This is a genomic window from Pantoea agglomerans (genome assembly GCF_020149765.1).
GTDB classification, from domain to species: domain Bacteria; phylum Pseudomonadota; class Gammaproteobacteria; order Enterobacterales; family Enterobacteriaceae; genus Pantoea; species Pantoea alvi.
In genome coordinates, this window is the sequence record NZ_CP083809.1 from 1,372,426 (window position 1) to 1,395,045 (window position 22,620).

Consider the following 22,620-nt stretch of genomic DNA (forward strand, 5'->3'; position numbering starts at 1 on the left):
TTTGCTCCCCCTTAAGTCTCTGCCGTACGTGCGCCTGCGCTGCGCCTGCGCCGCAGCTTATCCATATAGAGATAGACCACCGGCGTCGTGTAGAGCGTCAACAGCTGGCTCATAATCAGTCCGCCCGCGATGGTGATGCCGAGCGGCTGGCGCAGCTCCGCGCCGTCGCCGCTGGTGATTACCAGCGGCAGCGCGCCAAACAGCGCGGCGAGCGTGGTCATCAGAATCGGGCGAAAGCGCAGCAGGCAGGCCTGGAAAATGGCGTCACGCGCACTCAGATTGCCGCTGCGCTGCGCCTCCAGCGCAAAGTCGACCATCATAATGGCGTTCTTCTTCACGATGCCGATCAGCAGCAAAATGCCGATAAGGGCGATCAGGCTGAACGGCGTATCGAACAACGTCAGCGCCAGCAGTGCGCCGACCCCGGCCGAGGGCAGCGTCGAGAGAATGGTCAGCGGATGGACATAGCTCTCATAGAGTATGCCCAGCACAATATAGACGGCGGCGATGGCGGCGAGCATCAGCCAGATCTGGCTGCCCTGCGACTGCTCAAACACCTGCGCGGTGCCGGCGAAGCTGCCGCGCACGCTGGCGGGCACGCCGATAGCCGTCATGGTGCGGTCTATCGCCTCAGACGCCTGCGACAGCGAAACGCCCTCCGGCAGGTTGAAGGAGATAGTCGAGGCGGCGGAGAGCCCCTCATGGTTAACCGAAAGCGGCGCGTTGGCGGGCTGCCATCGGGCGAACCACGACAGCGGAATCGCCTTGCCGTCGCTGTTGATCACAAACATCTGCTCCAGCGCGCTGATATCCTGGGTGTAGCGCGGATCGACCTCCATCACCACCTTGTACTGATTCAGCGGCTGATAGATGGTGGAAATCTGCCGCTGGCCGAAGGCGTTGTTCAGCAGGGCGTTTGCCTCAGAGACGTCGATGCCGAGGCGCGACATGCTTTCGCGATCGTAGATCAGCGCCATTTCGCTGCCCTTATCTTGCTGATCGGAGTTCACGTCCGCCAGCTGCGGCAGCGCGGAGAAGGCCTGGCGGATTTTCGGCTCCCACTCGCGCAGCGCGGCGAGATCGTCAGAGAGCAGGGAATACTGATAGCTGGCGTTCGCCTCGCGGCCGCCGGCGCGCAGATCCTGCACCGCGTTGAGGTAGAGACTGGCGCCAGGCTCTTTCGCCAGCTTCGTGCGCAGCCGGGCGATAACCGCCTGGGCGTTTTCGCTGCGCTCGGAGAGCGGCTTCAGCGAAATAAACATCGAGCCGCTGTTGGTGCGCATGCCGCCGGTAAAGCCCACCACGCTCTCGACCGCCGGATCGGCCTTCACTATCACCATAAAATCCTGCAGCTTCTGGCGCATCGCCTGAAAAGAGATACTCTGGTCGGCGGAAATAAAGCCCATCAGGCGGCCGGTATCCTGCTCCGGCATAAAGGTTTTCGGCACCTGAATAAAGAGCCAGACGGTCAGGGCGACGGTGCCAAAAAGCAGCAGCAGCACCCAGCGCGCATGATTCAGCACCCAGCCCAGCGAGCGGCCATAACCCTGCTGGATCGCCAGCAGCATCCGGCCTGCGCCGCGGCGGCGCGGCTGGGCGCGCGGCGCATGCGGCTTCAGCAAATAGGCGCACATCATCGGCGTCAGGGTCAGGGAGATCACCATCGAGATGGCGATCGCCACCGACAGCGTAATGGCGAATTCAGAGAAGAAGCGGCCAATCAGCCCGCCGATCATCAGCAGCGGCAAAAAGACGGCGATCAGCGACAGGCTCATCGACAGCACGGTAAAGCCCACCTCGCGCACGCCGGTCAGCGCCGCCTGTAGCGGCTTCATGCCCGCCTCGACGTGGCGCGCGATATTCTCCAGCACCACGATGGCGTCATCCACCACGAAACCGGTGGCGATGGTCAGCGCCATGAGCGACAGGTTATTCAGGCTAAAGCCGCACAGGTACATCGCGGCGAAGGTGCCGATCAGCGACACCGGCACGGCAGCGGCGGGGATCAGCGTGGCGCGACCGGAGCGCAGGAAAACAAACACCACCATAATCACCAGCACCACGGCGATGGTCAGCGACTGCTCCACCTCATGCAGCGAGGCGCGAATGGTGGGCGAGCGGTCCTGCGCAATCTGCAGGTCGATAGCGGCGGGGATGGTCTGATGCAGCGTCGGCAGCTCGGCGCGAATGCGATCGACGGTATCGATCACGTTTGCCTCCGGCGTTTTACGCACCAGCAGCAGCACCGCGGGCTTGCCGTCCGCCATCCCGGCGTTGCGCACGTCCTGCACCGAGTCCTGCACGCTGGCGACGTCGGCCAGCTTCACCGCCGCGCCGTTGCTGTAGTGCACCACCAGCGGCGCATAGTCGCTGGCGCTTTTCAGCTCGTCATTGGTGCGCAGCTGCCAGCGCTGCTGGCCATCCTCCACCGCGCCCTGCGGACGCCGCTGGTTGGCGTTGGCAATCGCCTCGCGCACCGCGTCCAGCGAGACGCCCTGATTAAACAGCGCCTGCGGATTCAGCGCGACGCGCACCGCAGGCAGCGAACTGCCGCCGACGGTGACGTCGCCGACGCCTTCGATCTGCGACAGCTTCTGCGCCAGCTGGGTCGAGGCGTAGTCGTAGAGCTGGCCGGGATTATAGATATCCGAGGTCAGCGTCATGATCATAATCGGCGCGTCCGAGGGATTGACCTTGCGCCAGGTAGGGCGGCTCGGCATCCCGGTCGGCAGCAGGCTTTGCGCCGCGTTGATGGCCGCCTGTACGTCGCGCGCCGCCCCGTTGATATCGCGGTCAAAATCGAGCACCAGGATAATGCGCGTGCTGCCGAGCGAGCTGGTGGAGGTCATTTCGCTGACCCCGGCGATGCGGCCCAGCGAACGCTCCAGCGGCGTCGCCACCGACGAGGCCATAATCTCCGGCGAGGCGCCCGGCAGCGAGGCGGAAATCACAATTACCGGAAAGTCGACCTGCGGCAGCGGGGCGACCGGCAGCAGGCGAAAGCCGAGCGCGCCCGCCAGCGCAATGGCGATGGTGAGCAGCGTCGTCGCTACCGGACGATGGATAAACAGCGCGAAGAACCTCACTGCTGCGCCTCCCGGCCGTGAAAGCGGCGGCGTGCGGCGCGGCCGAGGCGATCGAACAGCAGATAGATCACCGGCGTGGTAAACAGCGTCAGCACCTGGCTCAGGATCAGCCCGCCCACCATGGCGATGCCGAGCGGGTGGCGCAGCTCCGCGCCGACGCCGGTGCTGAGCATCAGCGGCAGCGCGCCCAGCAGCGCCGCCAGCGTGGTCATCAGGATCGGACGGAAGCGCAGCAGGCACGCCTGGAAGATGGCGTCATAGGGCGTCATCCCCTGTTCGCGCTCGGCGGCCAGCGCAAAGTCGATCATCATAATGGCGTTCTTCTTCACGATGCCGATCAGCAGAATAATGCCGATAATGGCGACAATATCCAGCTCGCCGCCGCTCACTATCAGCGCCAGCAGCGCGCCGACGCCGGCGGTGGGCAGCGTCGACAAAATAGTGATGGGATGAATAAAGCTCTCATAGAGCACGCCGAGCACGATATACATCGCCACGATGGCCGCGACGATCAGCCAGACGGTGCTGGTGAGCGCCGCCTCGAACGCCAGGGTGCTGCCCTGGAACTGGGTCATCAGTTCGGAAGGCATGCCGAGCCGCGCTTCCGCCGCGCTGACCGCTTTCACCGCGTCGCCCAGCGAATAGCCGTCGGCGACGTTAAAAGAGAAGGTCGCCGACGGGAACTGATCGAGATGGTTAATGCTTAGCGCGCTGTGGCGCTGCTCAACGCTGGCAATGGCGCTAAGCGGCACGCTGCCGCCGTCGGCGCTGGTCAGCCGGATCCCCTCCAGGCCCGCCAGGCCGGGCGTGGTGCGGTTATCCTGCTCCAGCACCACGCGATACTGGTTCGCCTGGGTGTAGATGGTGGAGATCAGGCGCTGGCCAAAGGCGTTATAGAGCGCGTTATCGACGTCGGCCATGCTGATGCCGAGGCGGCTGGCGCTGTCGCGATCGACATTGACGTACGCCTCCAGCCCCTGATCCTGCCAGTCGCTGCTGATGTCGCGCAGTTCAGGCGACTGGCGCAGCGCCTCCAGCAGTTTGGGCACCCAGGTGCCAAGCGATTCCAGCGAGCCGGACTGCAGCGTGAACTGATAGGGGGTGCGGCTCGCCTGGGTATCAATGGTGAGATCCTGCACCGGCTGCAGCCACAGCGTAACGCCGGGAAGCTGGCTGATCTGCTGCTGCAGCCGCTGCTGCACCTGCGGAATGCGGTCGTCGCGCTCGCTCAGCGGCTTCAGGTTGATCTGCAGACGCGCGCTGTTGAGAGCGGCGTTGGTGCCGTCGACCCCCACGAAAGAGGTGATGCTCTGCACCGCCGGATCCTTCACGATTAGCGAGGCGACGTCGCGCGTGCGCGCCGCCATGCTGGCGTACGAGGCGCTCTGCGGCGCCTGCAGCGTGCCCTGAATAATCGAGTTATCCTGCTGCGGGAAAAAGCCTTTCGGAATCACGATCCACAGCAGCACGGTCAACAGCAGCGTGCCGAGCGCCACCGACAGCGTCAGCCAGGGATGCGCCAGCACCTTGCGCAGCCAGCGGCCATATCCGGCGATGACCCGCTCGAAAAAGGCTTCGCTGGCGCGCGAAAAACGGTTCTGCTTGCGCAGCGACTCGGCGCTGAGCATGCGCGCGCACATCATCGGCGTTAGCGTCAGCGAGACCACGGCGGAGATCAGGATCGCCACCGCCAGCGTCACGGCGAACTCGCGGAACAGGCGGCCGATCACGTCGCCCATAAACAGCAGCGGGATCAGCACCGCGATCAGCGAAAAGGTGAGCGAGATAATGGTGAAGCCGATTTCGCCTGCGCCCTTGAGCGCGGCAGTAAGGGGTTTTTCCCCCTTCTCCAGATAGCGGGTGATGTTTTCAATCACTACGATGGCGTCGTCCACCACAAAGCCGGTGGCGATCGTCAGCGCCATCAGCGTCAGGTTATTGATAGAGAAGCCGAGGAAGTACATGGCGGCGAAGGTGCCAACCAGCGACAGCGGCACGGCGACGGCGGGAATGATTGTCGCCGGCACGTTGCGCAGGAACAGGTAGATAATCATCACCACCAGGCCGATCGCCAGCATCAGCTCATGCTGGGTATCGGTGACCGAGGCGCGAATATTAGTGGTGCGATCGGTCAGCATCTGCACCTTTACCGACTTCGGCAGCGCGGCGGTGAGCGACGGCAGCAGCGCGCGGATACTGTCGGCGGTGGCGATAATATTGGCGCCCGGCTGGCGCTGCACGTTAAGCACGATGGCGGCCTCGCGGTTCGCCCAGGCGCCGAGCCAGCGGTTTTCCGCCCCCTGTTCGATAGTGGCAACATCGCCGAGGCGGACCGGCGCGCCATTTTTATAGCTGACGATCAGCTGACGGTAATCCTCCGCCGATTTCATCTGGTCGTTGGCGGAAAGGGTAATCGAGCGCTCCGGGCCGTCGAGGCTGCCTTTCGCCGAGTTGACGTTGGCGCTGCTGATAGCGGTGCGCACCTCTTCGCTGCTGAGGCCGAGCGCCGCCAGCGCCTGGGCGTTCATCTGCACGCGCACCGCCGGGCGCTGTCCGCCAGAGAGCGTTACCAGCCCGACGCCGGAAACCTGAGAGATCTTCTGCGCAACGCGCGTCTCCACCATATCCTGCACCTGGGTCAGCGGCATGCTGCTGGTGGTGACCGCCAGCGTCATAATCGGCGGATCGGCGGGATTGACCTTGCTGTAGACCGGCGGGTTAGGCAGGTCATTAGGCAGCAGGCTGGTGGCGGCGTTAATGGCGGCCTGCACTTCCTGCTCGGCAACGTCGAGCGGCAGCGTCAGCTGGAACTGCAGGGTGATCACCGATGCGCCGCCGGAGCTTTGCGACGCCATCTGCTTTAGCCCCGACATCTGGCCGAACTGGCGCTCAAGCGGCGCGGTAATGGCGGAGGTGGTGACGTCCGGGCTGGCGCCGGGATAGAGCGTCACCACCTGGATGGTTGGATAGTCCACTTCCGGCAGCGCCGAAACCGGCAGAAACCGGTAGCCGAGGATGCCCGCCAGCAGAATAGCGATCATCAGCAGCGTGGTGGCGACCGGACGTAAAATAAACTGACGCGACGGTCCGCCGCTGGCGTCAGGAGGCGTAACCTGCATTACTCGCGCGCTCCTTTTGCCGGTTGCGCCGCGCGGCTGCTTTTCAGCGCGGTGCTCTGCGGCGCAACGACCTCAACCTTCGCCCCTTCCGTCAGGCGATCCAGCCCGTCGGTGACCACGCGTTCGCCCGCGCTCAGGCCGGCGTTAATCACCACCTGATGGCTGTCCTGCAGGCCAGGGGTGACGCTTTTCTTGCTCACCTTATTGTCGCTGTTCACCACCCAGACAAAGTGGCCTTCATTGCCCATCTGCAGCGCGGCGGTCGGAATAACGATGGCGTCCTGCAGGGTATTGACCTTCAGCCGCGCGTTAACGAACTGGTTAGGAAAGAGTTTGTCATCCTGATTGTCGAAGCGCGCCTTCATCTTGATGGTGCCGGTGGTGGCGTCGATCTGGTTGTCGATGCTGAGCAGCGCGCCCTGGGTCAGCAGCGTCTGGTTGCTGCGATCCCAGGCCTCGACCACCAGCGGCTGGCCGCTTTTTTGCGCCTGCATAATCTCGGGCAGATAATTTTCCGCCAGGCTGAAGAGCACGTCGATGGGATGGGTCTGGGTGATCACCACCAGACCGTTGGTATCGCCGCTGGTGATGTAGTTACCGACATCCACCTGCTTCAGGCCGACGCGACCCGCTATCGGCGACGTAATGCTGCTGTAGGTCAGATTGAGCTGGGCGCTGGCGACGCTGCCTTCGTCCGCCTTAATGGTGCCCAGGGTTTCGCTCACCAGCGAACGCTGGGTATCCAGCTCCTGCTGCGACACCAGCGAGGTTTTCGCCAGCTTTTCAAAGCGCGCCAGGTCGCGGCGGGCGTTCGCCAGCGTCGCCTGATCTTTCGCCAGCTGGCCCTGCGCCTGAGTTAACGCTACCTGATAAGGCCGGGGATCGATCTCCGCCAGCAGCTGGCCCGCTTTGACCTGCTCGCCTTCCTGAAAATGGATCGCCATCAGCTCGCCATCAACGCGGCTGCGCACCGTCACGGTGCTGGCGGCGGTGACGGTGCCGAGCCCGCTTAAAAAGTGCGGCACGCTCTGGCTGACGGCGGTGGCGGCCTGCACCGGGGCCGGCGGGGCGCCTGCGCCCCCTTTGCCGCGCTGCGGTCGGGTTGACGCCTGAGGGTCGGCGTCAGGCTGCGCCGGATGGTGCCACCAGTAGTAGCCGCCTGCGGCGGCAGCCAGCAGGGCCAGCAGCAGCAGGCTATTTTTCAACAAGGAAGGTCGGTTCATCTTATCGGTTGCTCTCCAGCAGTGTCGAAATCCCCAAAACGCAGGCTGAAACGCGGCAGCCTGCAAATAGCAGAGTGTAGACCCGCAACGCGGGCAGAAGTTGAAGGAATTAAGGATATCTGTCAGACCGACGTAAGTATCCCTGTCAGAACAAACTTATCGAGGAATTACGCATAAGGAGTGGTTTTTGCTTTTGCTATGCTGTTAAGCAGGGCATTTCTTACAGAAGGAGAAAATGATGAGTCAGGTTGAAACCCGCCAGCTCGGCGATACCGGTATTCAGGTGCCGCTGCTGACCTTCGGCGGCAACGTCTTCGGCTGGACGCTGGATGAGGCGAACTCTTTTTCCTTGCTCGATGCGCTGGTGGAGAAAGGGCTGTGGTTTATCGATACCGCCGACGTCTACTCGCGCTGGGCGCCGGGCAATAAAGGCGGCGAGTCTGAGACCATTATCGGCAACTGGCTGAAAAAGAGCGGCAAACGCGACCGCATCGTGCTGGCGACCAAGGTCGGCATGGCGCTTTCGCCGGAGAAAACCGGCCTGAAGCCGCAGTATATTCGTCAGGCGGTAGAGGATTCGCTGCGCCGTCTGCAAACCGACTATATCGATCTCTACCAGGCGCACCGCGACGATACCGATACGCCGCTGGCGGAAACCCTCGCGGCGTTTGATTCGCTGATCAAAGAGGGCAAGGTGCGCGCCATTGGAGCCTCCAACTACAGCGCGCCGCGCCTGCAGGAGGCGCTGAAGATCAGCGAGGAGCAGGGCCTGGCGCACTACGCCACCCTGCAGCCCGAGTACAACCTTTACGATCGCGAAGGCTACGAGTCGGCGCTGGAGGCGGTGGCGACCCGGCATGGGCTGGGGGTGATTAACTACTATTCGCTGGCGAGCGGATTCCTGAGCGGCAAATATCGCAGCGCAGCGGACGCCAGCAAAAGCGCGCGCGGGCAGGGCGTGGTGGAGAAGTATCTCAATCCGCGCGGCCTGAAGATCCTGGCGGCGCTGGATGAGATCGCCCTGGCGCGCGGCGTGACCCCGACCCAGGTGGCGCTGGCGTGGCAGATTGCCCGACCCAGCATTACCGCGCCGATTGTCAGCGCCACGTCGCTCGCCCAGCTCGACGATCTGATCGGCGCAACGCAGCTGCGCCTGACGCCGGAAGAGAGTGAAAAGCTGACCCAGGCCAGCCGCTAATCCCGCCAGACGGGGCGTTAGCGCCTCGTCTTTAATTTGCGTGCCATATAGTGCGTTAATTCCAGCCGCGTTTCTGTTCAGCGATTCCCTTCACAATTGTTCGAAGAAACTGTCTCTTTGCCTATTCGTGCGCACATTTTTACAAAAGTTGAACTTTTTGCAGCACTATTCTCTGCGTGGAAATAACCTCCATCCAGATAAGAAGAACGATTATGAACACAAATAAAGCAGTGCAACGCTTCCCGCTGCGCCGAGTGGCGGCCGGCTCCCTGATGTTTGCCATGCTGAGCGCCTCTGCTGTGGCCGCAGACGCTTTCAGCTATGACTCGCCTTATATGTTCGGCGACTGGGGCGGTTCGCGAACGCAGCTGGAAAATGACGGCGTTAAATTTGACGTTAATTACACCATGGAAAGCGCATCGAACCTCGGCGGCGGCGCCGATACTAACACCTCTATGCGCTACAGCGATCAGTGGGCGTTCGGTGCCAATCTCGATCTGGAAAAGCTGCTGGGCTGGCAGGATACGCAGTTCCAGGCGACCATCACCAACCGCGACGGGCGTAATATTTCCGATCAGGTGGCCGATCGTCGCACCGGCATGCTCTCTTCGGTGCAGGAAGTGTACGGACGCGGGCAGACCTGGCGTCTGACGCAGTTCTGGCTGAGCAAAGGGTTGTTTGACGACGTCGTCAACCTGAAAGCGGGTCGCGTGACCGTGGGCGAAGATTTCGATAACTTCGACAGCAAGTTCCAGAACCTGGCGTTCGGCAGCGGCCAGGCGGGTAACTGGCGCGGCGACCGCTGGTTTAACTGGCCGGTATCGCAGTGGGGCGGCCGCGTGAAGCTCAATATCACGCCGGAAGTCTTCTTCCAGGTCGGCTTCTATAACCAGAACCGCGCTAACTACGATCGCGGCGACGGTTTCCGTCTTGATACCAGCAACTCCGAGGGCAACCTGGTGCCGGTGGAACTGGGCTGGAAGCCGACGCTGGGCCCGGACAAACTGCCGGGTAACTACCGCATCGGCTATTACTATTCGTCCGCCAACGGCGACGTTTACGGCAGCTGGCGCGACGGTGCCTATCAGGATAAAGATCACGCCTACGGCGGCTACGTGCTGTTACAGCAGTAGCTGACCGCGCAGGGCGGCGACGCCAGCCGCGGCATCGGCGTGTCGGTGCAGGCGGTGATGAACGATCACAAAACGTCGAAGACCGACAACTATCAGTCGATCGCCTTTACCTGGGCGGGGCCATTTGATGCGCGCCCTGAAGATGAGATCGGCATTGCCGCGGCGCGTATTCACGTTAACAGCGACTACACCCGCGCGCAGCGTCAGCAGAACGCCGCCAACGGCGAAACGGACTTTAACAGCCCGACCTATCTGCCGATTCAGGATGGTTCGGAATATAACTACGAGCTTTACTACAACGTGAAGCTGGCGAAATGGCTGCAGGTGCGTCCGAACGTGCAGTATATCGTGGCGCCGGGTGCGGTAAGCGAAGTGAAAGACGCCTTTGTCGGCGGCATCAGCGCCAATATCAACTTCTGATAGCGCAGCGGCCTGAGGCTGACGCCTCAGGCCGCACAGAACATGGCATGGCGCAAAGCCCGCCGCGACCGGGACAAAACGCCGGGCGCGTTTTTGCTCAACGCGGCGCCTTGCCCCTTTACGGACGCACCTCAGAGATGAGGTGCGTCTTTTCTTTTAGCGAAACATGACCTCTGCCCAGCGCGCCAGACCGGCCGTAACCGAGCCGAAGTCATCGCCGCTGGCGATGGGCGTCTCCGGCAGCGCCTGCTGTAGCGCGGCGCGCAGCACCGGCGAACGCGCGCTGCCGCCCGTCAGATAGATCACCTCGGGTTTTGCGTCGCAGCTGGCGAGCGCCAGATGCACCTGCTCCAGAATACGCTCCAGCGGCTGATTAATCGCCTCCTGCAGCATACCGTCGCTGATGGCGGCCTGCATCTGCGGCGCGATAAAGTCGAGGCTGGCGTCGAAAGCGGCGCGATCGGAAAGGGCGATCTTGCTCTCCTCCGCCGCGCGCACCAGACGATAGCCGAGCTTCTGCTGCCAGACTTTCAGCAGATGCGCCACCTGTTCGCTCTGTTCCGCGTCGCGCACCAGATCGCGCAGCAGCTTGCCGCAGGCGGCGGAGTAAAACTCGCTCTGCGCCGGTACGTCATTAATCGCCACCGCGTTCCACCACGGCAGCGCGGGCAGGGCGGTGCCTTTCTGCGTCCGGCCGCCGAGGCCGAGCAGCGGCATCAGGGTTTTAAACGCCAGCATAATATCGAGATCGTTGCCGCCCACGCGGCAGCCGCTGTGGCCGAGCAGGCTCTCGCGGCGGTCTGACAGCTTGCGCCACTCCGGCCCCATCAGCAGCATCGAGCAGTCGGTGGTACCGCCGCCGATATCCACTACCAGCACGCGCGTCTCTTTGTCCAGCGTCGCTTCGAAATCGAGTCCCGCCGCCACCGGCTCGAACTGAAACTCCACGTCACGGAAACCGGCGCGCTTCGCGGCGCGCAGCAGAATGCCCTGCGCCTGGGCGTTAGCGTCATCGCCGCCGAGCCCCTGAAAGTTAATGGGACGGCCAATAACCGCCTGATCGATCGCCGCGTCGAGCTGCGCTTCGCCCTGTTCGCGGATATGGCGCATCATGGCGCACACCAGGTCTTCAAACAGCGCGATCTGCTGCGGCTTCAGGCCGCTGGCACCGAGAAAGGATTTGGGGGATTTAACGAACCAGGTCTCTTCCGGGTCGGTCATATAGTGCTGCAGCGCGCTCAGGCCGAACTGCACGCTGGTGGCTGACACCTCGATATCCTCTTCGCGGTTGTAGCGCAGCGCGCGCTGCAGCAGCGCGGTGGTCTCCGCGTCCGGGGTCGCGACCTGATGGTGGCGATAGAGCCATTCGCTCACCGCTTCGCGCGTGGGTGCGGCAATCATCGACGGCAGCAGGCGCTGACCCTTCTCCAGCGTCAGCAGACGCGGTGTGTGATTTTCGCACACCGCAATGGAACAGTTCGCCGTACCGTAATCGAAACCAATGAACATCTGATGCCCCTCCCGGAAAAAAGGGGGCGACTTTAGCGCAGCTGGGCGGGGCTGGCAAGCGGCTCAGCGCGCCTGCGGCGCGTAAACCATCAGCCGTCCGCGGCCGGCGTTTTTGGCGTTATAACAGGCGATGTCCGCCTGCGACAGCACCTCGGTGCCGACGCCGTTGTCGGCGGCTATCTGCGTCAGTCCGGCGCTGGCCCCCACCTGATACACGCCGCCCTGCCAGTTAAATTCATAGCTGTTAACCGCTGAGACGATGCGCTGCACCACCTCGCACCCCTGCGGCATTGCGCATTCCGGCATCAGCAGGGCGAACTCGTCGCCGCCGAGGCGCGCCAGGAAATCGGTGCCGCGCAGATGACGCTGCATCAGCTCGGCGAGTTCGCGCAGCAGCGCGTCGCCCGCCGCGTGGCCGGCGCTGTCGTTGACCGCTTTAAACTTATCGAGATCGATAAATGCCAGCACATGCTGATGCCCACGCGTCACCGCGTCGCCCAGCAGACGCTGCAGCTGACCATCGAAGCTGGCGCGGTTCGGCAGCCGGGTCAGGGTGTCATGCAGCGCGCTGTAGCTAAGGCGCTGCATCATCTGGCGCGATTCGCTGACGTCCTGAATAACGATGACCGCGCCGATCTCTTCCCCCTCCAGGGTGCGCAGCGGGGTGATGCTGTAGTGGATCTCTACCACGCCGCCGTCGGCGCCGTGCAGCACCAGTTCGTCATCCAGATCGGGGGTAATTTTTTCCGTCGGCAGGCGGCGCAGGCGCTGGTTTTCCATCGGCGCGCCGTGAACGCCCTGGGTGATATGCAGCAGTTCGCTCAGCGGTTTACCCGCCGCCTCTTCCTGCCGCCAGCCGCTCATCTTCTCCGCCACCGGGTTCATAAAGGTCACGCGCATCTCGCTGTCGGTGCTGATAACCGCTTCGCCGATGGAATCGAGCGTAATCGCCATGCGCTCTTTTTCCTGAAACAGCGCGTCGGTGAGGTGGCGCAGGTGGGTCACATCCTGGCAGATGCCCAGCATGCGTTCGATGCGTCCCTCCTGATTAAAGAAGCGACGCGCCTGAGTGCGCAGCGTGCGCGTCCCGTCGGCGCGCTGAATGCGGTACTCAATATCGAAAACGTCGACCTTCTCTGACGGCTGCAGCGCGCGGTCGAGCCGCTCGCGATCCGCCGGGTGTACCTGGCTGCGCCACAGCTCGCGGCTGGGCGGCTGGTGGGCGGGCAGGTCGAACAGCCGGTACATATGGCGGTCCCACATCATCTCATTGCGCGTCAGGTTCCATTCATAGACGCCAATATCGCCCGCCTCGTTGGCCAGGGTGATGCGCTCCATCAGCTGCCGGTTTACCTGCTCGCTCTGCTTCAGCTCTGAAATATCGATAATCTGGGAAATAAAGTAGAGCGGCTGCTGCACGCCGTCGCGCACCAGCGACACCGTCAGGCGCGCCCAGACGATCTCGCCGCTTTTACGGAAGTAGCGTTTCTCGATGGTATAGGCGTCAATCTCGCCGCGCAGCAGCCTGTCGGCATGCTGCAGATCGTTTTCCAGATCGTCGGGGTGGGTAATCTGCTGGAAGGTGAGCTTTTTCAGCTCGGCATCGGGAAAGCCCAGCGTCAGGCAGAGAGAGTGATTGACCTGCAGCCAGCCTCCCTGCGGCGACACCAGCGCCATACCGATGGCGGAATATTCCATCGCGTGGCGAAACCGGGTTTCGCTTTCGCTAATGTGATGCTTTTCGCGCTGAAAGGCGTCCATAACCAGCGCCATCACATGGCTCGGAATCAGCACCAGCAGTAAGGGCAGCCAGCTGGCGATCTGGCCCGGCACGTCGCTGCGCGTTTCGATGGGGGTAGGGCCGAGCGTCAGAAACAGCGAAATCGCACAGGCGTTGAGCAAAAACAGTAAAAAGGCGTCACGCTTCGGCAGCCGCACGGCGCACCAGAAGAGGATCACCACGATAAAGGTAAATGGCCAGGGCATAAAGCGCAGCGCCAGCCAGCTCGCGCCCGCGGTCAGCAGCAGGGTAAAGAGGAACTCCGCCACGCGGTGCAGGCTAACCGCGGCAAGCCGCAGCGGCCAGGGCATCAGCAGCAGCACCGGGCCGAGCGCCAGCATGCCGATGATTTCAGAAATTACCCAGGTCGAGAAAAAGGATAAGGTGCCGTGGCTGCTGATATTCAGCATCCACAGCGCCAGCAGGCCGCCCACCAGCGGCGTAATAATGCCGACCGAGAGCACAAATCGCAGCCAGTCGTGCAGGGCGTTCAGCGGCGCATGGCGCTTCAGCAGCGCGCGCAGCAAGAGGCCGCCCACCATCGCCTGCAGCACGTTAAGCAGGGTAAATTTCAGGTTCCCCAGATTGAACCCGAGTATCAGCGCGTTCGCCAGCGCGGTGCCCGCCGCACAGCCCAGCAGCAGCAGCGGCGCATGGCGGGAAGGCGAGCGAAAGGCGACGATGGTCATCAGCGCGGTCGCGAACCAGAGAGGCGAAATGCGGCCGCTGAAGACAATCAGCTCCAGGCAGAAAAGCGTCAGCAGAAAAGCGAGCGCTGCCAGAATCAGGGCGCTCAGCAGGGTTTTTTGCGGTTTGTCCGGCAAGGACAACAGTTCAATACTCATTCACTAACCCGGCAACGCGCACCGCGTCTGGATGACGAAAAATGCGCCAGTCATTCTCTTTTGGGCATGCTAGCACATCGCCGCTGCCGTGGGTCGGTTAAATCAAATTAGTGTGTTATTCAACGGATTGACTGGCCCTGTCGCGGCGCAACAGGGCGTAGACAGGCTACTGGCGGAAGAGATCGGCGCGCGTGAAGGGTTTCTCCAGCCCCGCCAGATCGGCGGAAAAGCGCTCGAGGAACTGTTGGGTCGTGGCCAGGCGTCCGTGGCCCAGCAGCAGCAGCGGCACTAAAAAAGCGGCGCCAATCTGCGGCCAGCTAAAGCCCTTCAGGGCGGTGCGGCGCTGGCTAAGCAGAAACGCCGAGCTGAGAGTAAAGCCCAGCAGGAGGCCGGTTGCCACTTCGCTGGCGGAGTGCGCGTGGATCACCAGGCGTGAGAAGCCCACCATCAGCGGAATCAGATAGCCGACGCCGATGGCGAGCAGCCGCAGCGGGGTCGGCCAGCGGCCGGAGACCAGCCACAGCATCACCGGCCAGAGCGTTGCCGACATCGCGCTGTGCCCGCTGAAGCCGGTAAAGTTAAAGCGGGCGCTGCCGATGCCGAAGCCGAGAAACAGAATCTTCGACAGGCTCACCAGCAGGCCAGCCAGGCCAAAGGCGAGCAGCCAGTACCAGACCGTGCGGCGGTTATCGCTCTTCCACGGCAGGATCAGGGCGATGATCACCGCAGTAGGGATCAGCAGCATGCTGTCGCCGAAATAGGTCAGTGTTCTCCAGTGCATAAGCTTCCTTTTTGTGGGCCGACAGTGATATTCCCGCGCCCTTTTCCGGGGCGGAACGCGCTTCCGTCGCCTGTTGCGCCAGCCGCATAAGTAAAAACAGATCTGTCAGTTAGTTTATCGGGTAATGGTTTCGGTTTGAAAAGGGGAAATTCTGAAATGCCTGGAGCGGCTTTTTCTGGCGTCAAAAGAATGAAATCCCTATACTTAGCGCCTACTAAACCCTCTCCATTCCGTCCTGCGTCAAAACGTCTAAACCGCGTACAGCGCAGGCTCCAGTATCAGGTCTTAAAAAAAGTATGAGTGACAAGTCTCATCAGTGCGTGATTGTGGGCATTGCCGGTGCCTCCGCATCCGGAAAAAGTTTAATCGCCAGCACGCTCTATCGTGAAATCCGCGATCAGGTCGGTGACGAGCATATCGGGGTTATTCCTGAAGATGCTTATTACAAGGATCAAAGTCACCTCACCATGGAAGAGAGGGTAAAAACCAACTACGACCACCCCAGCGCGATGGATCACGATCTGCTGCTGCAGCATCTGCAGGCGCTGAAAGCGGGCCAGGCGATCGATCTGCCGGTCTACAGCTACGTTGAGCATACCCGCACCCGCGACACTATTCACCTGAAGCCGAAAAAGGTGATTATTCTGGAGGGGATCCTGCTGCTCACCGACGCGCGCCTGCGCCAGGAGCTGAACTTCTCTATTTTCGTTGATACGCCGCTCGACATCTGCCTGATGCGCCGCATGAAGCGCGACGTGAACGAGCGCGGCCGCTCAATGGATTCGGTGATGAGCCAGTATCAGAAAACCGTGCGTCCGATGTTCCTGCAGTTTATCGAACCTTCGAAGCAGTACGCCGACATTATCGTGCCGCGCGGCGGGAAAAACCGTATCGCCATTGATATCCTCAAGTCGAGGATCAACCAGTTTTTTGAGTAGCCGCGTCGGGTCTGGCGCGCAGCGAGCCGCCTGTCACGCGAGTTTCAGGCAGTTCGCTACACTTATATCATGGAGACAGATGAATGAGATTATGTGACCGCGATATTGAAGCCTGGCTGGATGACGGCAGGCTTGCTATCGATCCGCGTCCCCCGGTCGAGCGCATCAACGGTGCCACCGTCGATGTCCGTCTGGGCAATCAGTTCCGCACGTTCCGGGGCCACACCGCCGCCTTTATTGATTTAAGCGGCCCGAAAGATGAAGTCAGCGCTGCGCTGGATCGCGTAATGAGCGATGAGATTGTGCTGCCGGAAGGCGAAGCCTTTTTCCTGCATCCCGGCGAACTGGCGCTGGCGGTAACCTTCGAGTCGGTCACTATTCCAGACGATCTGGTGGGCTGGCTGGACGGCCGCTCCTCGCTGGCGCGTCTCGGGCTGATGGTGCACGTTACCGCACACCGTATCGATCCCGGCTGGCAGGGCCGTATCGTGCTGGAGTTCTATAATTCCGGTAAGCTGCCGCTGGCGCTGCGTCCAGGCATGCTGATCGGCGCGCTAAGCTTTGAGCCCCTTTCCGGGCCGGCGGCGCGGCCTTACAACCGTCGCGAAGACGCTAAATATCGCGGACAGCAGGGCGCTGTCGCCAGTCGTATCGACAAAGATTAAACCGCGAGCATGGGGATGTGATGAAAAGAGTGATAACCACGCTGGCCATTTTACTGGTGGTCATCGTTGCAGGCATGACCGCGCTGGTGCTGCTGGTCAATCCAAACGATTTTCGATCCTACATGGTGAAGCAGGTCGAGCAACGCAGTGGTTATCGGCTGGAGGTGAGCGGCGATCTGCGCTGGCACGTCTGGCCTAAGCTCAGCATTCTGGCCGGTCGCATGAGCCTGACCGCTCCCGGCGCCGCGCAGCCGCTGGTCACGGCGGAAAATATGCGTCTTGACGTTAATCTCTGGCCGCTGCTGTCGCACCAGCTCAGCGTCAGCCAGGTGATGTTAAGCAACGCGGTGGTGCGCGCCACGCCGGAAAGCGCGCCGCAGCAGCCGCAAAACGCGCCGGTGGCCCCCGGCCGCAGCGAAGCCGCCGCGCCAGCCAGCGGCTGGTCGTTCGATATTGGCCAGCTGCGCGTCGCCAACAGTTTGCTGATCTGGCGCCAGCCGGGCGGCGACGAGTACAACTTCCGCAACCTTAATATCAACCTTAATCAGGACGCCCGCCATCTGGCGAGCATCGAACTCAGCACCAGCCTGACGCGCAATCAGCGCAACGCCGTGCTGTCGCTGAAGGGCCAGCTCGACGCGTCGCAGTATCCCCACCGCCTGAGCGGCCAAATCGACGAACTCAACTATGCGCTGAGCGGCGCCGATATTCCGCCGCAGGGCATTAAGGGCACGCTGAGCGCGCAGGGCAGCTGGCGCGCCGAGACGCAGCAGTTTGCGCTGACGCAGATGAAGCTGAGCGCCAACGACAGCGCGCTGTCGGGCGAGGCGAGCGGTTCGCTGGCGTCGCCGCAGCAGCTGGCGCTTCAGCTGCACGCCACGCAGCTTAACTTCGATAACCTGATGGCAAACGCGCCGCAGGCGGGCGACGGCGCGACGCAGCACGCCACGGTGGCGCGCGCGCCGGTCATTGCGACGCCGCGCGAGCAGAATAATCTCGATTCGCCCCTTAACGCGATGAATCTGGCGGTGAACCTGAAAGCGGACAGCGCGGTGTGGCGTGGACTGACGCTGCAGGACTTTGCGCTGGACGTCACTAACCAGCAGGGGCAGATCGCGCTGCGCACGCTGCGCGGCAGGCTGGGGGAGGGGGATTTCTCCGCGCCGGGCACGATTGATATTCGCCAGGCGGAAACCCGCGTCGCGCTGCAGCCGGTACTGAATAAGGTTGCGATCCAGCCGCTGCTCGCCGCCTTCGATCTGCCACAGACCGTGCAGGGGGCGCTCTCCCTTAACGGCGAGCTGAGCGGCGAAGGGCTGTCGCTGGAGGCGGCCAAACGCCGCTGGCGCGGCGACGCGCAGCTCAGCGCCAGCGATGTTAAGCTGGCGCAGCTCAACCTGCAGCAGATGGTGCGCCGTGCGGTGGCGCGCGCCAGCGATCGGGTCAGCAGCGACGAGAGCAGTGAGCAGGGCATTCGCCAGCTCGACGGCAGGCTGGCGCTGAATAATGGCGTGCTGCGCCTGACGGATCTCAAAGGCGAGGGCGATCGGCTCAGGCTGCAGGGCGGCGGCGAGGTGAATATGCCGACGCAGCAGCTGGATATGACGTTCGGCCTCACGCTCACCGGCTGGAAAGGCGACGACAGGCTGGTTGCACTGCTGTCGCAGCAGGCGGTGCCGCTGCGCATCTATGGCGGCTGGAATAACGTGCAGTATTCGCTGCCGGTGGATCAGCTGCTGCGCCAGCAGCTGCAGAGCGAGGCGAAGTCGCGCCTCAATCAGTGGCTGGACCGCCAGCCGAAAAACAGCGACAGCGACAGCCTGCGCAAGCTGCTGCGACCCTGAGTCACACCTCGTAATCGGGATCCTGCGGCTGCTGCAGGATCTCCACCTTCTGCACGCGATGATTCTCCACCTGCAGCGTGCGCAGCAGATAGCTGCCGACCTGCAGGGTTTCCCCCTCTTCAGGAATATGCTGCAGGCTATCCATCAGCAGGCCCGCCAGCGTGTGGTAGCTGCGTCGCTCATCCAGCGGCAGCCTGACGTAGAGCGCTAAATCCTCAAGCGGAATATTGCCGTTGACGATCCAGCGGCCTTCGCCCTGCGCCTGCACATCGTAGCGGGCATCAATCTCTTCCCCCTCAAGGGGTAAGTTGCCGGCGATGGTTTCCATCAGATCGCTCAGCGTTACCACCCCCTCGACCGAGCCGAATTCATCTACCACAAAGGCAAAATGGGTGCGCGCCTGGCGGAACTGCTCCAGCGCCTGCAGCAGCGTCAGCCGCTCGGGAAACACCAGCGGCTGACGCACCAGCGCGCGCAAATCGAGCGACTGGTGATGCAGCGACTGATGCAGCAGGTCGATGGCGTGCACCACGCCCAGCAGTTCATTGCTCTGATCGGTGATGAGCAGGCGCGTATGCTGGTTGCGGTCGAGGCGCGCCATAATTTCCGCCGGGTCGTCGTCCAGATTGATATGTTCGATATCGTGACGCGAGGTCATGATGCTGTTGACGTGGCGCTGGGCGAAGTTGAGCACCCGCGCGATCATCACCCGCTCCTGGCGGTTAAACAGCGCCTGCCGGTCGCTGTCGGCGAGCATCATCGCGCTCTGCGGATCCAGCTCGGCATGTTCCGCTTCGCCGCGCAGCAGCCGCAGCACCGTCTCTGCGGTGCGCTGGCGCAGCGGACGCCCGGCCGACAGCGCGCGGCGCCGGTTGCGCTGCGCCAGCTGGTTGAACGCCTCAATAACGATAGAGAAGCCAATCGCCGCATAGAGATAGCCTTTGGGGATCGCAAAGCCAAGCCCTTCCGCCACCAGGCTGAAGCCGATCATCAGCAAGAAGCTGAGGCAGAGAATAACGATAGTGGGATGGCGGTTGACGAAGCGCGTCAGCGGCTTGCTGGCCAGCAGCATCAGCAGAATGGCGATGGTAACCGCCGTCATCATCACCGGCAGCTCACTGACCATGCCGACGGCGGTGATCACCGCGTCCAGCGAGAAAATAGCGTCCAGCACCACGATTTGCGCCACGACTGGCCAGAATTTAGCGCCGCGCTTTTGCTGATTATCCGCGTGATCCTCACCCTCCAGCCGACTATTCAGCTCGGTTGTGGCCTTAAACAGCAGGAAGAGTCCGCCGAGCAGCAGCAGCAAATCGCGCGCGCTAAAGGGGTGGCCCCGCAGCGTAAACAGCGGCTGCGTCAGCGTGACCAGCCAGGAAAGGGAGGCCAGCAGCAGCAGGCGACAGAGTAACGCCAGCAGTAAACCGATAACGCGCGCCCGGTCGCGATCTTTGCCAGGCAGCTTTTCCACCAGAATGGCGATAAATACCAGGTTGTCTATCCCCAGCACCAGTTCAAGAACGATTAGCGTAATTAACCCCGCCCATAGCGAGGGATCCGCAAACACCTCCAACATGCCTTAGCCGCCTGAATATATCGAAGTCAGTAAAATCTGAGGATAGTGGAGCAGGGGGCAGGGCACAACAGGGGATGGCGACCGGGGTGCCATGCCTTATCAGGGAATAATGAGAGGGTAGTGCCAGGTTTGTTTCACCATTTTGTCAGAATCAGGTAAATGCGAAGATGGCGGCGCGATGAATAACTGATGAATTGATTAAGACGAGAGGGCGGCATCTGAAGAATTTATTAGCGTCGCGAATATGGCATTAATCTGATTTTTGCGCAGGGTATTGCACTTTCATTTTTACCGGTTGGCGGGCCTCAATACTAATGGCTGGTAGTCTTTTTCCTAAAATAGTCAGGGGACAGCGGGGCCTACTTGTAAAGAAGCCAGTAATAACTAGTATAGCAACGTGCTGTTAAAAGTCTGCGCTTATGTTGATATTCGCCCACTGATTTGGCACCTAATGTTGTGAATTGTGATCTGCCCCGTGGGTATGCATCAGGCAACCGGTCCGGGAATAGCAGGCCGGAAACAGGATATCAAAAGCGGTATTGGCAGCGACAGCCAAGGGCGGTAGCGTGCCTGAAACGCCTTTTACGTTTAGAAAATAATCAGTGCGTCACCACAGGTAAGTCAGAGTAATCTGTTGGTATTCATCACGATTTTCCTGTTTTTTACTAAGGAAACGGGTGTAGACGTACCCTGGAACTCCCCTCAGTTACGCATATGTCGACGAGAGACTGGTTCGCTCAATTATTACACAGCTCAGGGCGTCACGGGTTAAAGGAAATAAAATAAAGAGTTAAATATGCGCGATACTGAAATTACGTTTAAAAGTCTTTTCACTAAATTGTTGTTGGCAGGTTCGGATTTAATTTGTTTTAACGCAGCATTATTCATCGCGCTGGCGTTAATTAATATGATGTCTGATTCACCGCTGGCAGATATTTCTGAAAAAGATCTGAATTTGAAAATAGCTACGCATATTCTCCTGTCGGTAATTTGCGTCGGATGGTTCTGGGTCAGGCTGCGTCACTTTACCTACCGCAAACCATTCTGGTTCGAGCTGAAAGAAGTTTTTCGTACCATTCTTATTTTTTCTATTATCGACCTGTCGATTACCGCGCTGTCACAGTGGCAAATGTCGCGCTTCGTCTGGTTGCTGACCTGGGTGCTGGCGCTGGTGTTGATTCCGCTGTCGCGCGCGGTGGTCAAACATATGCTTAATCACTATGGCCTGTGGAAAAAGCAGACCATTATTATCGGCAGCAGCAAGAACGCGCAGGAAGCCTGGCAGGCGCTGCAGAGCGAAGAGGTGATGGGCTTCGACGTTATCGCCTTTTACGACGTCGACGGCAGCTGCCCGCAGGCGAGCATCTCCGGCGTGCCGGTGCTGCGCGAAGAGGCCGAACTCTGGAACCTGACCCACAGCGAAACGCAGTTTATCGTGGCGGTCGAGTTTGAGCAGAGCCAGTATCGCGACGTATGGCTGAAGAACCTGGCGATGCACAACTGCCGCTCGGTCTCTGTTATCCCGACGCTGCGCGGCGTGCCGCTCTACGGCACCGACATGGCCTACATCTTCAGCCATGAAGTGATGATCCTGCGCGTGAATAACAACCTGGCGAAGCGCACCTCGCGCTTCCTGAAGCGGGCATTCGATATCGTCGGCGCGCTGTCGATTATTATCATGCTGCTGCCTGCGCTGCTGGTGCTCGGCTTTCTGGTCGGCCGCGACGGTGGACCGCCGATTTACGGACATGAACGCGTCGGCATGAACGGCCGCAAGTTCAAATGCCTGAAGTTCCGCTCGATGGTGATCAACTCCAAAGAGGTGCTGGAAGAGGTGCTGCGCACCGACCCCGTGGCGCGCGCCGAGTGGGATAAAGATTTCAAACTGAAAAACGATCCACGCATCACTAAGGTCGGCCACTTCATCCGCAAAACCAGCCTGGATGAACTGCCGCAGCTGTGGAACGTTGTGCGCGGCGACATGAGCCTCGTCGGTCCGCGCCCGGTGATTGAAGATGAACTTTGCCGTTATGCCGGGGATGTCGACTACTATCTGATGGCGAAGCCAGGCATGACGGGATTGTGGCAGGTCAGCGGTCGTAACGACGTTGATTACGAAACGCGTGTCTATTTCGATTCGTGGTACGTAAAAAACTGGTCGCTGTGGAACGATATCGCCATTTTGTTCAAAACGGTTGGTGTCGTACTGAAGCGCGATGGGGCGTATTGATAGCAGGCGAGTGCGGGGAGCGAAGCTCAGACGCTCCCTGATTTCAAGCGCCGCTGCTGGCAACGTCATTGGCGATAGCCGCCATTATCGTGGCTGAAGGAAGCCGTTAACGGGTGGAACGCAACGCATGCGTTTGCTTATTCATCTGTTAACGGTAGCAACAAAAAAGAGTTAGGGAGCAAGTGATAATGACAGGCATTTTCAGTGCTTAGGCTGGCGAGTTTATTTTTTTTCAGCGCTTACACAGCGGCGTTTTCGCCTCTATCAATCAAT

12 protein-coding genes and 1 pseudogene are annotated in these 22,620 nt (G+C 61.1%); 6 read left to right on the forward strand and 7 right to left on the reverse strand.

Annotated features, from left to right (window positions below; all coding sequences use genetic code 11):
• Nucleotides 1-11: 11 nt before the first annotated feature.
• The 3 genes from mdtC to LB453_RS09170 are packed head-to-tail and all read right to left on the reverse strand — an operon-like array spanning nucleotide 12 to nucleotide 7,428.
• The gene (gene mdtC / locus LB453_RS09160; protein ID WP_103794072.1) at nucleotides 12-3,086 is read right to left on the reverse strand and encodes a multidrug efflux RND transporter permease subunit MdtC; all 3,075 of its coding nucleotides are present in this window, start codon (nucleotides 3,084-3,086) and stop codon (nucleotides 12-14) included.
• The gene (locus tag LB453_RS09165) at nucleotides 3,083-6,205 is read right to left on the reverse strand and encodes an MdtB/MuxB family multidrug efflux RND transporter permease subunit (protein ID WP_103794071.1); all 3,123 of its coding nucleotides are present in this window, start codon (nucleotides 6,203-6,205) and stop codon (nucleotides 3,083-3,085) included. The genes mdtC and LB453_RS09165 overlap by 4 nt, the downstream gene beginning before the upstream one ends.
• Nucleotides 6,205-7,428 carry an MdtA/MuxA family multidrug efflux RND transporter periplasmic adaptor subunit gene (locus tag LB453_RS09170; protein WP_224481698.1) on the reverse strand — a complete coding sequence of 408 codons (1,224 nt, stop codon included), beginning with the start codon at nucleotides 7,426-7,428 and terminating at the stop codon, nucleotides 6,205-6,207. The genes LB453_RS09165 and LB453_RS09170 overlap by 1 nt, the downstream gene beginning before the upstream one ends.
• Before the next feature lie 238 nt (nucleotides 7,429-7,666).
• On the opposite strand from LB453_RS09170, the gene LB453_RS09175 reads away from it, so the two are divergent.
• Together LB453_RS09175 and LB453_RS09180 are read left to right on the forward strand one after the other, a co-directional pair.
• Complete coding sequence (locus tag LB453_RS09175) at nucleotides 7,667-8,626, forward strand: aldo/keto reductase (RefSeq protein WP_103794069.1); 960 nt, start codon at nucleotides 7,667-7,669, stop codon at nucleotides 8,624-8,626.
• A gap of 212 nt (nucleotides 8,627-8,838) precedes the next feature.
• Nucleotides 8,839-10,179, forward strand: a pseudogene (locus LB453_RS09180) (carbohydrate porin).
• A gap of 156 nt (nucleotides 10,180-10,335) precedes the next feature.
• On the opposite strand, the gene yegD reads toward LB453_RS09180, so the two are convergent.
• From yegD to LB453_RS09195, 3 genes are all read right to left on the reverse strand, one after another.
• The gene (gene yegD / locus LB453_RS09185) at nucleotides 10,336-11,688 is read right to left on the reverse strand and encodes a molecular chaperone (protein WP_103794067.1); all 1,353 of its coding nucleotides are present in this window, start codon (nucleotides 11,686-11,688) and stop codon (nucleotides 10,336-10,338) included.
• A gap of 63 nt (nucleotides 11,689-11,751) precedes the next feature.
• A complete protein-coding gene (locus LB453_RS09190; RefSeq protein ID WP_103794066.1) occupies nucleotides 11,752-14,313 on the reverse strand; it encodes a diguanylate cyclase in 2,562 nt (853 codons plus the stop codon).
• Between the two features lie 166 nt (nucleotides 14,314-14,479).
• Nucleotides 14,480-15,094 (reverse strand): phosphatase PAP2 family protein, encoded by a 615-nt coding sequence (locus tag LB453_RS09195; protein ID WP_103794065.1) that lies wholly within the window; start codon nucleotides 15,092-15,094, stop codon nucleotides 14,480-14,482.
• Between the two features lie 296 nt (nucleotides 15,095-15,390).
• Between LB453_RS09195 and udk the strand changes: the two genes are divergently transcribed.
• From udk to asmA, 3 genes are all read left to right on the forward strand, one after another.
• Nucleotides 15,391-16,032, forward strand: a complete 642-nt coding sequence (udk, locus tag LB453_RS09200) for a uridine kinase (RefSeq protein ID WP_103794064.1) — start codon at nucleotides 15,391-15,393, stop codon at nucleotides 16,030-16,032.
• Between the two features lie 83 nt (nucleotides 16,033-16,115).
• A complete protein-coding gene (gene dcd / locus LB453_RS09205; RefSeq protein WP_033750209.1) occupies nucleotides 16,116-16,697 on the forward strand; it encodes a dCTP deaminase in 582 nt (193 codons plus the stop codon).
• A 20-nt stretch (nucleotides 16,698-16,717) separates the two neighbouring features.
• Nucleotides 16,718-18,541 carry an outer membrane assembly protein AsmA gene (gene asmA, locus LB453_RS09210; RefSeq protein ID WP_103794063.1) on the forward strand — a complete coding sequence of 608 codons (1,824 nt, stop codon included), beginning with the start codon at nucleotides 16,718-16,720 and terminating at the stop codon, nucleotides 18,539-18,541.
• 1 nt (nucleotide 18,542) lies between these two features.
• Here asmA and LB453_RS09215 read toward each other — a convergent pair whose 3' ends face one another.
• On the reverse strand, nucleotides 18,543-20,117 hold the full coding sequence (locus tag LB453_RS09215) for a TerC family protein (protein WP_103794062.1): 1,575 nt from the start codon (nucleotides 20,115-20,117) through the stop codon (nucleotides 18,543-18,545).
• A gap of 796 nt (nucleotides 20,118-20,913) precedes the next feature.
• Here LB453_RS09215 and wbaP point away from each other — a divergent pair.
• Nucleotides 20,914-22,347 (forward strand): undecaprenyl-phosphate galactose phosphotransferase WbaP, encoded by a 1,434-nt coding sequence (gene wbaP, locus LB453_RS09220; RefSeq protein WP_103794061.1) that lies wholly within the window; start codon nucleotides 20,914-20,916, stop codon nucleotides 22,345-22,347.
• Nucleotides 22,348-22,620 lie beyond the last annotated feature (273 nt).